Annotated in this window: 8 protein-coding genes; all 8 read right to left on the reverse strand. The window is 62.0% G+C overall.

All coding sequences use genetic code 11. The features are described 5' to 3' along the window. Window positions 1–6: 6 nt before the first annotated feature. On the reverse strand, window positions 7–1,875 hold the full coding sequence (locus KJY40_RS28035; RefSeq protein WP_230733929.1) for a c-type cytochrome: 1,869 nt from the start codon (window positions 1,873–1,875) through the stop codon (window positions 7–9). A gap of 162 nt (window positions 1,876–2,037) precedes the next feature. After that, on the reverse strand, window positions 2,038–5,490 hold the full coding sequence (locus tag KJY40_RS28040; protein WP_230733930.1) for a GMC oxidoreductase: 3,453 nt from the start codon (window positions 5,488–5,490) through the stop codon (window positions 2,038–2,040). Between the two features lie 996 nt (window positions 5,491–6,486). Then, window positions 6,487–7,257, reverse strand: coding sequence for an electron transfer flavoprotein subunit beta (etfB, locus tag KJY40_RS28045; protein ID WP_230733931.1), 771 nt, complete (start codon window positions 7,255–7,257; stop codon window positions 6,487–6,489). A 9-nt stretch (window positions 7,258–7,266) separates the two neighbouring features. Further along, on the reverse strand, window positions 7,267–8,487 hold the full coding sequence (etfA, locus tag KJY40_RS28050; protein ID WP_230733932.1) for an electron transfer flavoprotein subunit alpha: 1,221 nt from the start codon (window positions 8,485–8,487) through the stop codon (window positions 7,267–7,269). Continuing rightward, on the reverse strand, window positions 8,487–10,436 hold the full coding sequence (gene dgcB, locus KJY40_RS28055) for a dimethylglycine demethylation protein DgcB (protein ID WP_074692124.1): 1,950 nt from the start codon (window positions 10,434–10,436) through the stop codon (window positions 8,487–8,489). Before dgcB ends, etfA begins: the two co-directional genes overlap by 1 nt. 155 nt (window positions 10,437–10,591) lie before the next feature. After that, window positions 10,592–12,652 carry a dimethylglycine demethylation protein DgcA gene (dgcA, locus tag KJY40_RS28060; protein ID WP_007959780.1) on the reverse strand — a complete coding sequence of 687 codons (2,061 nt, stop codon included), beginning with the start codon at window positions 12,650–12,652 and terminating at the stop codon, window positions 10,592–10,594. Window positions 12,653–12,667: 15 nt separating this feature from the next. After that, on the reverse strand, window positions 12,668–13,198 hold the full coding sequence (locus tag KJY40_RS28065) for a DUF5943 domain-containing protein (RefSeq protein WP_007926354.1): 531 nt from the start codon (window positions 13,196–13,198) through the stop codon (window positions 12,668–12,670). Between the two features lie 77 nt (window positions 13,199–13,275). Next, the gene (locus tag KJY40_RS28070) at window positions 13,276–14,253 is read right to left on the reverse strand and encodes a dipeptidase (RefSeq protein ID WP_039768004.1); all 978 of its coding nucleotides are present in this window, start codon (window positions 14,251–14,253) and stop codon (window positions 13,276–13,278) included. Between the last annotated feature and the right edge of the window lie 47 nt (window positions 14,254–14,300).

Here is a 14,300-nt window from a genome sequence, read left to right on the forward strand (position 1 = left end):
AAGGGTTCACAGGGTTTTCATGAATTCGATCAGCGCACGCTTGTCGTCGTCCGACAGCGTCGTGCCGTACAGGTGACCGCTGTTGTGGTTGCCTTCCAGGCGCGTGTCGTAGGTGAAGTCCGCCGAGGCTTTGGCCTGGGCGCCACTGGTCACGAAGCCGACGTTGACCGGGTCGTAGACATCGGAGCCGGTGATGAACACCTGCGGACGTTTTTCCGCCGGTTGCAGCAAGTCCCACAGGGTCGGCACCGAACCGTTGTGCAGGTACGGCGCACGCAGCCAGATGCCGTCGGTGGGCGTGTTGCTGTAGCTCTGGGTCTTGCGATAGGCGCCGAAATCGAACGGCGGTTTCTTGAAGGTGTGGAACGCCGCCACCAGCCCGGTGGTGAACGAGTTCAGCCGGTGCGGATCGGTGCCGAGCTGGTCGATGTTGGTGGTGACTTGCCCGGTGTCGACGCGACCGAAATCGTGACAACCCGCGCAGTTAGCCTCCCACACCGGTTTGCCCTGAGCGACCTTGGCCTGATCCAGTGCCCACGGCCAGGCCGGCGCCTTGTGCCCGAGCAGCCAGTTGGTCACCCGGTTGAAACTCGGCGGCAGCACCGATTCCGGCGTCGCCCCCACAGCCATCGCGGCGGCGTAGTTGCGCTCGTGGATCTTGTTGTTATTGCCGTCCCAGTGCAGGTACATCGATTCCCGGGGTTTCTGGTTCCACACTTGCGGCAGGTCGACGGTGCCGATGGTCGAGTCATCCGGGAAGCCGAACACCACCATTTTCGTCGGGTTGAAGGTGTCGGTACGCCCCGGTCCCTGTTGCGGCCGCAGCTTCTGCCAGGCGTAGGCCTGCTTCTGTTTGAGCAGCGCGGTCTTGGCCATCGGGATGATCAGGTAACGGTTGTAGAGCTTTTCGAAAAAGCCGAGCTGGAATTTGCTGTTGATCGCCGCCATCACCGCGTCAGTGGTGAATTTCGGATCGCTGGCGCAATCGTAGGCGAACCACTGGAAGGCTTGCAGTTGCAGGGTGTTGGCCGGGGCGCTCGGAACATTGACCGCGACGTCGCTGGCATTCGCCCGGTAGGAACCGGTGTGGCACAGCGCGCAATTCGGCTCGACGGTCGGGTAACCGATCTGCCGCTTGGCCATGCCGATCGGCAGGTCCTTGCCGTTCTCGAACAGGAAACCGAAGACTTCCCAGCCTCCGGGTTTCGGCAGTTTTTCCGGGCACATCTGCGGCAGCACGGAGAACAGGTAATACGGAATCCGCGCTTCGATACCCAGACCAATCGCGGCGTATTTGTAGTGATCTTCGTCGGAGGCGTAATCCTGCTCCGGCACCACGCGCAGCATCTGATACCAGGTCTGGTAACCGATGAACGCCAGCAGCGCCACCACGACCAGGGTGCCGACCTTGAATGCGTGACTCTGCCACTGCCGCGCCCACGCTGCGCGCCATTCGCGCCAGCCGTCACAGAGCAGCGCAAGTGGTCGGTTTTCAGGGGTGGTGCCGAGGTACAGCAGGATGCCGAGGATCAGGAAAAAGCTCAGGTCGCCCATCAGCATCGGCACGAACACCGAGCCTTGGCTGCTGGTGTTGATCAGGTAGATCCAGAACGCCACGGCGATCAGCCGCGTCAGCACGCACAGCCAGGAATGCACCACATAGCGCGGCGCGTTGAAGCCCGACGGCATGTAGAACACGCTGATGCCCACCAGCAGCATCCCGGCGTTTTCCAGCCACGGGTCAGAGAGTTGCGGCGGCAGGCCGACCACCGATGTCAGTAACCCCGGCGCGAACAGCGCCGGGATCGCGAACACCATGTTCATCGCAATGCCGAGCCAGATGAAGCGTTGAAACCAGCGGATGTAGCTGTCCATGTCATCCATTTCCTTGTGCAAACCCGAGAGATGTATTGCCTGACCTACCGCCTTCGCGAGCAAGCCCGCTCCCACATTGGACTGGGGTGTCTGCTGATTTTGTGTCTGGCACAAAACCTGTGGGAGCGGGCTTGCCCGCGAAGCGGACGACTCGGTCTGAGATCAACCGAGGGCCGTTTTCTCCAGGTGTTCAAGGATGATCGGATACACATCGACCACCGCGTTCTTGCCGAACATGCAATCGATGTGGCCGTAGCCCGGCACCACATGCCGGCTGTAGCGTTCCGGCCCGTGCTTCTCGCAAACCCGCTGATAGGTCTTGAGCGTGCTTTCCGGCAGATAACACTGGTTATCGGCGCCGCTGATGAAGCAAATCGGCATGGTCAGCCGATCAAAGTGCGGCATGTACACGTCGTGCCCTTTGAAATCCACCAGATGCCCTTTGCGCACGATCAGCGCCAAGTGCTCGAAGGTCTCGATGTTCGACTCGCCGAACAGCTCGTGCAGGTTGTCGTGAAGGGTCTCGTTGAGGGTGTCGTGGCGGTACAGCGAGGCATACATGAAGGTGATGCGGTGGCACACCGGGTTGGTGCAATAGCCCTGGGCTTCGATCCGTGCGTAGCCGTTGAGAGCCTTGTCGTAGAGGCGGTTAAACCAGTTCTCCTTGCTGTCGGCGTAGGCAGTCATCGATTTGATGCCGATCGCGTCAAGCATTCCCGGCAAGTGCAGACCGGCCTTCAACCCCGTTGCCGTCGCGACCACCGTGTCGGCGGCAATCTGCGAGCAGACCACCGAACGCACGCCCTGCAAACCGGCGAGCAGCGACATGAAGAAGGTCGTGGCACCGTAACAATGAACCACGCATTGCACGTCCTTGGCTTGGGTTTCCTGTTGGATCTGTGCAATGGCGGCCTTGAAGTCGTACTGGGCGATCTGGTCGCCGTTCCATTCCTTCTTGCTCGCCGGCAGCAGGATGCTCACCCGGAAATCCAGCAGCCACACGTCGTAGTCGTGCTTGCAGAGAAACTCCAGCAGGTTGGTCTGGATCGTATCGGTCGAGAAGATATTCGAGCCCACACCCAGACCATGCACCAGCATCACCGGGCCTTTGCTGCCGGCCTGATAGCGGGTCAGGCGCAACTGCACGCCGTCTTCGGTGGAGAAAAAATGCACGGCCGGCGTCGGCGCATCCAGTGGCCGTTTCAGCCGTGGCGGCGCGTCGGGGTTGAAGTATTTGTCACCGGCAAACACCCCGCCATAACTCTCCCAGAGAATCCCGGCGAAGAACTTGCCGAACCGCGCCAGCCCTTCGATGCGCTCACGCTCGTTGCGCGCATTGAGGACTTTCATGGTGGTCATCTGTTTGGCGAAGTCGGTCGGTTTGATGTGCATAACACCGGAGCCGATCACCTCGCCGGTCTTGTCCGGCCCGCGATACAGCGTCACATAGAGGGTGCTGGTGTCGTGCCAGATATTCAGCACGCCGTTGTCTTCCGGCACGGTCTTGAAGGCGCTGAAGAAATAGTCGTGGCCGTCCTCGGCGGTCAGCTTCATGTCGTACTTCATGTGGCGCGTATCGACCTGCTGCTCGAACTGCTCGAACAGGTTGAACACACCGTTACTGGCGGTCAGCGGTTCCGGCGACAGCGCCGGGGCGATCACCGTGCCGACGATGGTCGCGGCGTGTTCCGGTTCCTTGATCATCCGGTTGAGGTCGTTGGCGGTGATGGTCAGGGTGAAGTCGATCGGTGAGTTGTCCGCCTCGCCGCGTTTGGCGGCGGCTTCATAGACTTTGAGGTCGGTGCTTTGCGCGGCGGTGAAAGCGCGGGAGAAGTAGCCCTTCATGGTTTCGGTGAACTGCACGCCGAGGGTTGGCGGCGCGGTCTGTTTGCGCGGCGCCGACGGCAGCGTGTAGTCGATCGTCCAGCCCCGATCGGCGGCCAGCAGGCCCATGTTGCGCTCGCTCACGGCTGAGATGGTCAGCAGCGGGTTGACCGCCAGTGACGTCGGAATCACCGCACCGTCGGTCACGTACAGGTTGGCGTAGACATCGGTGCCACTGGCGCCGCTGAACACCTGGCCCTTGTGGTTGACCACACCCTGCGCGGCGTCTTCGCCCATCACGCAACCGCCCAGCGGATGCACCGAGACGATGCTGTGCTTGAGCAGCTTGGTCCAGATCGGATTCTCGACCCAGATCCCGCCCAGGGCCTTGGTGCTCTGGTACAGCCGTTCGTTGCCGATCTTGAAGTTTTCCTGCTCGCCGACGCCCGGCCAGTCGATGCGCAGTTGATCCTTGTTGTCGAGGACCATGCGTCCCTGGCCGCTGTCGTGGCTCATGATCAGGTAGGTCTGCATGTTGTGCAGCGCGCCGTGATAAGGGCCGCGCAGGAAGCTTTCGGCTTCGCGCTCCTTGTACTTGACCTTGCCGCTGAAGCTGTCGTCGGTGGGCTTGCCGATCATCTCGGCGAACCCGGCCATCGCCGGCACCATCGGCCGGCCGAGTGCGCCGGGGATCGAACCTTCCTCGATGACCATGCGACTGCTGCGGTCACCCTCGGTGCGCATGTCGATGATCGAAGTGATGCACGGGCCGACCGGTTGCATTTCCTTGGCCGAGTGCGCGCCGAAACCGATGCCGTTGATGGTCTGCTCGCAGTTATGGCCGAAGCCGAGGATGTCGCCGTTGCCGCTCATGTTCTCGCCGAGCTGGCCGGACATCACCAGGCCTTTGTCCCGCGAGCGCAGCAGAATCTCGGTGGAACCGAGGGTGCCGGCGGACACCACGACGATGTCGGCTTTCACGAACAGCGTCGGTGCGTCGAATTTCTCGCGGCCGCTGTCGAGATACTGGAAGTGCACGATCCAGCCGTTGCCGTCGCGCTCCAGATGCCGCACCTGGGCCTGGCAGAAAATTTCCGCGCCGTGATTGGTGGCGTCCGGCAGGTAGTTCATCAGTGTGGTGTTCTTGGCCTTGTTGTTACAGCCCGAAACACAGTCGCCGCAGTGGTTGCACGGCAGTTGCTCGACGCCGACGTGATTGAGGTTGTTCGGCAGTTTGTCGAAGGTCACGTTGATCGGCGGCTTGTAGAAGTGCGCGCCCTGCTTGAGGAAGTCTGCGGATTTTTTGTTGGCATCGAGTTTCGGCAGGTTCGGCGCGGTGCTCGGGTAGGGATTGGGTTTGAGCATCTCCCGGGCCTTGGCGTAGCCCGCCTTGAGCAAACCGTCGCGGTCCTCACGCACCGCCAATGGCCAGCGCGGGTCCTGGAACACATCGGGCGTCGGCTCCAGGGAAACGTTGGCATTGATCAGCGACGTGCCGCCGAGGCCGCAACCGACCACCACGTTCTGCTGCGCGTTGACGTGCAGGTCGAACAACCCGGTGCGCGAACCGATGTGGCCGTCCGGGTCGTGCACCTGCAACTCTTCGGTCGCGGCGATCATGGTGTTGGGGTATTCGCCGGGCTGGATCTCCCGGCCGCGTTCCAGCAGACAGACCTTTTTACCGGCCCGGGACAGGCGCGACGCGGCAATGCCGCCGCCATACCCGGAGCCGATGACGATCACGTCGTAGTGTTCCTTGATTTCGCTGATAGGCGTTGCGATCCGTGTCATGAGGTGGTTCCTCTCTCAGGCAGATGGGGCAACTCTGCGGTTGCCTGCAATCAATGGGCGAACGGGCACCTGGCCTCCGGGAGATCCCGACGGCAGTACGACGGTTTGGGGCAGAAACAGGCGCTACAGACGGGCGTGCTGATTGACGGCACGACGCAACGTGCGCTTTCGCGGCGAAGGTGCCGGCAGCGCGCGGAGCGTGCAGGGACTGAGGGGTAAGCGGTGTGGCTGGGTATCCATCACGCGTTCTCCCTGAACCAGATGTGGATAAGTGACGGCTGTCCTTGTGCCATTGCAGTGAAGACAGGCACCGGATCGAAGTCAAGGCAGCCTCTTAGAACTGTATGAAATCTGATCAATTGCCGTTTGGACTAAGCCCGCCGGGGGTTGCAGGGTTTGGCGAACAAGTTATCCACATAGCCACCCACAGCTAATGGGGACAACTGTGGATGACCTGGAAAAATAATCGGGATTTTGCGAAGAAAAACCGTGACTTATCCAGAAGCAGGGTTTCCATTAGCGATTGATTGTTTTTTGATCAAATCGCTACACGGCACGGATAACTTGGCTTGCAGAGGATGGCGAACACCTTATCCACAGAAGCGCCAACAGAGTTCGGGGGTAACTTGGCAGGTGCTGTGGAAAAGCGCTGGAGGCGTTGATAAATCGGGGTTTGCGTGGGGATTGACGGGTTAAAAGGCTGAATTGAACGTTTTTTGATCAAATCTTTGTAAGCTACGGTTTATATGGCTTGCAGCGGATAGCGAACATCTTATCCACAGAAGCGCCAACAGAGATTGGGGGCAAGTCTGGGAGTTGTTCTGGGGAAAAACTCAGAAAAAACCGCGAGTTAGGCTGGTTGTTTTTTGATCTGGGGGCTGGAGAGCTTGATTGGCGTGGGGTGCAGGGAGGGGCGAACACGTTATCCACAGATCCGCCAACAGGGATTGTGGGTAAAGCACCCTCTCCCGAGGGGAGAGGGTCAGCCAAAAGTTTTCAGCGGACAACACCTTCTTCGATCAGCAGCTTGAGAATGGCTTCAGCACCGGCCTGCGCCGTCACGCCCTTGAGCACCTGCCCTCCACCCCCACTGGCCTTGGCCGTCGCCGCCTTCATCCGGTCAGCCCCGCTCTTCGCCTTGATCACCTTCAACCGCTTTGGCCGAGGCTTGGCCGGTTGCAGGGTCGCCACCGCCAGCAATTCGTCATCCACCACTTCCACGTCCTCAGCCTGGAGAACCCCACGCCGGGCCGGGCCGTAAGCACTTTGCCGAGGCTTGGGCGCGGCGTTATCCACAGTCGCCAGAAACGGCAGGCGCACCTTCAACCGTCGGCGCTGCCCCCGAGGCAACGCTTGCAGCACCAGCGCAGAACCGTCGTTGATCGACTCAACCTGCGCCAACCCCACCACCAGCGGCCAACCCAGCCCTTCGGCCAGCAGGAACGGCAACATCCCCGAGCCCTCGCCGGTTTCCGCCTGGCTACCGGTCAACACCACCTGGGCACCGGCATCACGCAGATAGTCGGTCAACGCCGGCAACGCGTCGGCGCCCGCCGGTTGTTCCAGCACATGCATCTGCGCAAGGCCCATGCCCAGATAGGCGCGCAGCGCCGGTTCGGCGATGTCGCCGGCGTGCAGCACTTGCAGGTTGTCCCCCGCCAGTTGCAGGCCGAGTTCCACCGCGCGGGCGTCCTGATCGGCGCGGCGCGGGCGGCCGGAGGTCGGGTGGGCGCCGATTGAAACCAGACTGATGATCTTTGTGCTCATAACCGTTCCTTAAGCCGCATCGCGCTTGGCTTCGTTGCGGTAAGCCTCTACCGCCGCGATCAAGGCCTGAAGAATTTCCGCGCTTTCGCCGATCACCGACAGGTCGGCACGCTTGATCATGTCGCAACCCGGATCGAGGTTGATCGCCACCACCTTGTCGCAGGCACCGATGCCTTGCAGGTGCTGGATCGCCCCGGAAATCCCCACGGCCACATAAACCCGAGCGGTGACCCAGGTGCCGGACGCGCCGACCTGACGGTCGCGGGCCATGAAGCCATCGTCCACCGCCACCCGCGAAGCGCCTTCGGTGGCGCCGAGGGCCGCGGCGGTCCTGTGGAAAAGCGCCCAGTCCTTGACCCCGTTGCCGCCGGAGAAGATGAACTCGGCCTCGGCCATCGGAATCGCCGCCGGATCCACCGCCACCGCACCCAGATCCTCGATCCGCGACAGGCTGCGCGCGACAGGTGTCGATAACTCCACCGGCAACGCTTCGTGACGGGTTTCGCTGACCGGTTCCGCACATTCGGCAGACGCCAGAATCAAACGCGCCACCGGGCGGGCCAGATCCTGCAGCCCGGCACCGGCGCGGCCGATGCACTCTTGATCCTTGACCTGCCACACCCGTGTCGCCGGGCGCTCGCCCAGCGCAGCAGCAAAGCGCCGACCGAGTTCGCCGCCACCGCTGCGGCTGTCCGGCAGCAGCCAGTGACGCGGGTTGAACTGGTTATCCACAGCCCGCAGGCCCTGGATCCGTTGCTCCGGTGCATAACCGCTGAATTCTTCGCCTTCCAGCACCAGCAAGCGGTCAACGCCCGCCGTGGCGAAAGCGTTTTCCTTGTGCTCGCCGAACACCACGGCCAGCACCGCGCCTTCGCTGCCGGCGAGTTGATGAGCCAGACCGAGCAGGTCACGGTCGTGACTGCTCAAGCGGCCGCCGACCATGTCCGGCACCACGCTGATATAGAACGCCGGGGCCGGCACCTGATGCAGCGGCAGTTGCACTTCGACCGCGGCCGAACGTTTGACCGCCCCGCCCTGCTGGGCGCCGCTGCGGTCGATGCGCTTGATGCCGTTCGGCCCGATGAAACCGATGCCGTGCAGGTTCTTGCGGATGATCCCGTTAGGGCCCATCCAGCTGTGTTGCGCCGGTTGCATGGCCGCGTGCAGCGGGTGCAGGCGGTTGCGTGCGATCCATTCGGCGCGGGGGTCGCGGCGGATAATGTCGCTCATCAGTGGGCCTCCGCAGGTTCACGTTTGGCCGGGGTGGCAGGTTTGTTCGGCGCGGCGTCTTCGAGCAGCGCGTCGGCCACCAGTTCGGCGATGTCCTTGATCAGCGGGCGCGGCTCGACCACGCCTTCGAGCATCGCTGTGCACTGTGGACAACCCACGGCCACCAGTTCGGCACCGGTCTCGCGGATGTCTTCCATGCGCATGTCGGGGATCCGCTGCTTGCCCGGAATGTCGGTGATCGGCGCCCCGCCACCGCCGCCACAGCAGCGCGAACGGAAGCCGGAACGTTGCATTTCCTTGATCTCGATGCCGAGGGCGCGCAGCACTTCGCGCGGCGCTTCGTACTCGCCGTTGTAGCGGCCGAGGTAGCACGGATCGTGATAGGTCACGCTGTTGCCTTTGTGCTGACCGAGGTTCAGCGCGCCGGCCTGGATGATTTCCGCCAGATAAGTGCTGTGGTGCTGCACGAGGTAGTTGCCATCGAACGCGCCGTACTCGTTTTTCAGCACATGGAAGCTGTGCGGATCGCAGGTGACGATGCGGTTGAAGCTGTATTTGGCCAGGGTCTGGATATTGCGTTTGGCGAGAAGCTGGAAAGTCGCTTCGTCACCCAGACGTCGGGCCACGTCGCCGCTGTCGCGTTCTTCAAGACCCAGTACCGCGAAATCGACCTTGGCCGCTTTCAGCACTTTGACGAAGGCGCGCAGAGTGCGCTGGTTGCGCATGTCGAAGGCGCCATCGCCGACCCAGAACAGCACGTCGGTGGACTTCTTCTCGCTGAGCAGATTGAGGTTCAGGTCCGCCGCCCAGTTCATCCGCCCGCCCGGGGCGAAACCGCCGGGGTTGTCGGTGGCGATCAGGTTTTCCAGGACTTCGGCGCCCTTGTTCGGGGTCGCGCCTTTTTCCAGGGTCAGGTGCCGGCGCATGTCGACGATGGCATCGACGTGCTCGATCATCATCGGGCATTCCTCGACGCAGGCGCGGCAGGTGGTGCACGACCACAGGGTTTCGGCATCGACCAGACCGTTGACGATCGGTTGATGCGGATTGCCGCTGTGTTCGCCCACCGGTTTGCCCGGATAAGGGCTGCCGGCGAACTTGGCATCGGTGCCGCCGGCGAGGCCAACGACCATGTCCTGAATCAGCTTTTTCGGGTTCAGCGGCTGGCCGGCGGCGAACGCCGGGCACGCGGCTTCGCACTTGCCGCACTGCACGCAGGCGTCGAAACCGAGCAACTGGTTCCAGGTGAAATCCTTGGGTTTCTCCACGCCCAGTGGCGCGGTCGGATCATTCAGGTCCAGCGGTTTCAAACCGGTGGAACGACCGCCACCAAAACGTTCGGCGCGACGGTGCCAGGCCAGGTGCAACGCACCGGCAAAGGCGTGTTTCATCGGGCCGCCCCAGGTCATGCCGAAGAATAGCTCCGACACGCCCCACAGCACGCCAATCCCGAGAATCGCGGCCAGCACCCAGCCGCCGAAGTTCTCCGGCAGGATCCCGGCCACCGGCAAGGTCACCAGGAAGAACGACGCCGAGAACGCCAGCAGGCTTTTCGGCAGCCGCATCCACGGGCCTTTCGACAGCCGCGACGGCGGGTTGAGCCGACGCCGATAAACGAAGATCGCCCCGACGAACATCACCGCCGTCATCAGCAGCAACGCGTAGCCGAGGATCCGGTTATGCAGGCCGAAACCGTGCACCAGAATCGCCAGCACGATCGACGCCACCGCACCGCCCGCCGTGGCGACGTGGGTGTTGGCGATGTATTTGTCCCGCGCCACCACGTGGTGCAGATCGACCATGTAACGCTTGGGCATGGCGAACAGGCCGCCGATCAGATCGACCTTCGAGGCCCGGCCCCGACGCCACATGGCCACCCGCCGCAACGCACCCAGCACCGCGAGGGCCAGGGCTGCGAACAACAGGATTGGAAGAAGGGTGTTCAACATGGTGAAGCTCCCACCAGTACAGCCTGGAGAAACACGTTCGGCGTGTTCCTGTGGGAGCGAGCTTGCTCGCGAAAGCGCCGGGTCAGTCGATGCAGCAGTGACTGACAGCATGCATTCGCGGGCAAGCCCGCTCCCACAGGGTCATGTGCAAACCTTTAGAAGTCTTTGCACAACCGCAGGGCGTCATAGATCGCAGCATGGGTATTACGCTGCGCCACGCAGTCACCGATGCGGAACAGCAGGTAACCATCGCCATTGCTGCTCAACGAAGGTTGCGGCTGGATCGCGAACAATGCCTCGACGTCAATCTGGCCCTTGTTGCGCGAGCCGTCCTTGAGGGCGTAGTAGATTTCTTCGTCCGGACGCACACCGTTCTCGACGACCACCTGATCCACCACCCGCTCCTCTTTGGCGCCGGTGTATTCGTTCTCCAGCACGGCGACGAGCTTGTCGCCTTCGCGGTAGACCTTCTCCAGCATCATGTCGCCGGTCATGATCACTTCTTTCGGGTACATGCTGCGGTAGTAGGTCGGGAACGACGTACCGCCGATGGCCACGCCCGGCTTGATGTCGTCGGTGACAATCTCGACCTGGCTGCCCTTGTCGGCGAGGAAGTCGGCCACCGACATCCCGGTGAACTCGCAAATGGTGTCGTAGACCAGCACGTTCTTGCCCGGCGCGACTTTGCCGTCGAGCACGTCCCAGCTGCTGACGACCAGCCCTTCAGCGGCGCCCCAGTGTTCGTTCTGCTCCAGATACGGATGCCCGCCGACGGCCAGCACCACGATGTCCGGACGCAGGTCCATGATGGTGTCGGCATCCGCCGCAGTGCCCAGACGCAGGTCGACTTTCAGGCGCGCCAGTTCCAGCTGGAACCAGCGGGTGATACCGGCGATCTGGTCACGCTGCGGCGCTTTCGAAGCCGTAGTGATCTGCCCGCCGATGAATTCTTTCTTCTCGAACAGGGTCACGTCGTGGCCACGCTCGGCTGCCACGCGAGCAGCTTCCATCCCCGCCGGGCCGGCACCGACGATCACCACTTTGCGTTTCGGCCCGGTGGATTTCTCGATGATGTGCGGCACGCCCATGTATTCACGGGAGGTCGCGGCGTTCTGGATGCACAGCACGTCCAGACCCTGGTACTGACGGTCGATGCAGTAGTTGGCGCCGACGCACTGCTTGATCTGGTCGATCTGACCCATCTTGATCTTGGCGATCAGGTGCGGGTCGGCGATGTGCGCACGGGTCATGCCGACCATGTCGACGTAACCGCCCTCCAGAATCCGCGTGGCCTGGTTCGGGTCCTTGATGTTCTGCGCGTGCAGCACCGGAACCTTGACCACTTCCTTGATCCCGGCCGCCAGGTGCAGGAACGGCTCCGGCGGATAGCTCATGTTCGGAATCACGTTGGCCAGGGTGTTGTGGGTGTCGCAACCCGAGCCGACGACGCCGATGAAATCGAGCATGCCGGTGTCGTCGTAATACTTGGCGATCTGCTTCATGTCTTCGTGGGACAAGCCGTCCGGGTGGAACTCGTCACCGCAGATACGCATGCCGACGCAGAAATCGTCACCGACTTCGGCGCGCACCGCTTTCAGGACTTCCAGACCGAACTTCATCCGACCTTCGAAGGTACCGCCCCATTCGTCAGTCCGCTTGTTGACGCGCGGACTCCAGAACTGGTCGATCATGTGCTGGTGCACGGCCGACAGTTCGACACCGTCCAGACCACCGGCCTTGGCGCGGCGCGCGGCTTGCGCGTAGTTGCCGATCACCCGCCAGATTTCTTCCGGCTCAATCGTTTTACAGGTGGCGCGGTGTACCGGTTCGCGGATGCCCGACGGCGACATCAAGGTCGGCCAGTGGAAACCGTCCCAACGGGAGCGACGGCCCATGTGGGTAATCTGGATCATGATCTTGGCGCCGTGCTTGTGCATGGCGTCGGCGAGATTCTGGAAGTGCGGGATGATCCGGTCGGTGGACAGGTTCACCGAACTCCACCATTGCTGCGGGCTGTCGATCGCCACCACGGACGAACCGCCACAGATCGCCAGGCCGATGCCGCCCTTGGCTTTCTCTTCGTAATATTTGACGTACCGTTCGGTGGTCATGCCGCCGTCGGTCGCGTAGACCTCGGCGTGCGCGGTGCTGAGCACGCGGTTGCGGATGGTCAGTTTGCCAATTTGAATTGGCTGAAACATTGCTTCGAAAGCCATGGCGGGTTCCTCGACTTACAACGGCTTGACGGTGAACAGGCCGTCGTCGTGGCCTTCTTCGGAGCCACCGTAGACTTGCTCGGCCACGGTGCGGATCTTGCTGCCGCGAGCGGCAAGGATCTGGTCCATGGCACCGGCAAACCAGCCGGTGAACATGTAGTCGACCTTGCGCCCGACCTTGCCGTAGACGTAGACGAACGCCGAGTGTTCGAGCTTGACGCTGGCGGTGCCTTTGTCGAGGTCGATGTCCTGGATCTTGAACAGGCCCCAGCCGCGCTGCGACAGGCGCTTCATGTAGTGCTCGAACACCGCGACGCCTTCCAGGCCGTGGCACTCGGCTTCTTTTTCACACCAGTGCCAGGCGGATTTGTAGCCGGCCTTGTAGAGGATTTCGGCATAGGCGTCAGCGCCCAGTACTTCCTCGATGCCCATGTGGTTGTTGACGAAGAAATGCCGTGGCACATACAGCATCGGCAGGGCGTCGGAGGTCCAGACACCGGTCTCGCTGTCGACTTCGATTGGCAATTGCGGGGCGATCTTGGCCATGGAAACTTAACTCCAGAAAAATTTTGGTGTTGCCCCCGGCGCGGACGGCCAGGGGAAAGTATTCGGGAAGCGGCGGCTTATTCGCCCCAGACGTCTTTCAGGACGTTCACCCAGTTTTCGCCCATGATCTTGCGTACCACGCGCTCGGAGTGGCCGCGCTTGAGCAGGGTTTCGGTCAGGTTCGGGAACTCGCCGACGGTGCGGATGCCCAGCGGGTTGATGATCTTGCCGAAGTTGGTCAGACGGCGGGCGTAGCCCTTGTCGTGGGTCAGGTATTCGAAGAAGTCCTGACCGTGACCCTGGGTGAAGTCGGTGCCGATGCCGATGGCGTCTTCGCCGACCAGGTTCATGGTGTATTCGATGGCTTCGGCGTAGTCGTCGATGGTCGAATCGATGCCCTTGGCCAGGAACGGCGCGAACATGGTCACGCCGACGAAACCACCGTGGTCGGCAATGAACTTGAGCTCTTCATCGGATTTGTTGCGCGGGTGCTCTTTCAGCCCCGACGGCAGGCAGTGGGAATAGCAGACCGGTTTTTTCGATTCGAGGATGACTTCCTCGGAAGTCTTGGAGCCGACGTGGGACAGGTCGCACATGACGCCGACACGGTTCATCTCGGCGACGATTTCGCGACCGAAGCCCGACAGGCCGCCGTCACGTTCGTAGCAACCGGTGCCCACCAGGTTCTGGGTGTTGTAGCACATCTGCACGATGCCGACGCCGAGCTGCTTGAACACCTCGACATAGCCGATCTGGTCTTCGAACGCATGGGCGTTCTGGAAGCCGAAGAGGATGCCGGTCTTGCCCTGCTCCTTGGCCTTGCGGATGTCGGCGGTGGTGCGGACGGGGATCACCAGATCGCTGTTTTCGCGAATCAGTTTCTGGCTGGCAGCGATGTTGTTGACCGTGGCCTGAAAGCCTTCCCACACCGACACGGTGCAGTTGGCCGCCGTCAGACCGCCCTTGCGCATGTCTTCGAACAGCTCGCGGTTCCATTTGGCAATGATCAGACCGTCGATAACGATGCTGTCGGCGTGTAATTCGGCTGGGCTCATCAGGCGTCCCCTTATTGGCGATTCATGCGCCGAATCGTCTGCCGGCG

This window comes from Pseudomonas fitomaticsae (assembly GCF_021018765.1).
Classification (GTDB): domain Bacteria; phylum Pseudomonadota; class Gammaproteobacteria; order Pseudomonadales; family Pseudomonadaceae; genus Aquipseudomonas; species Aquipseudomonas fitomaticsae.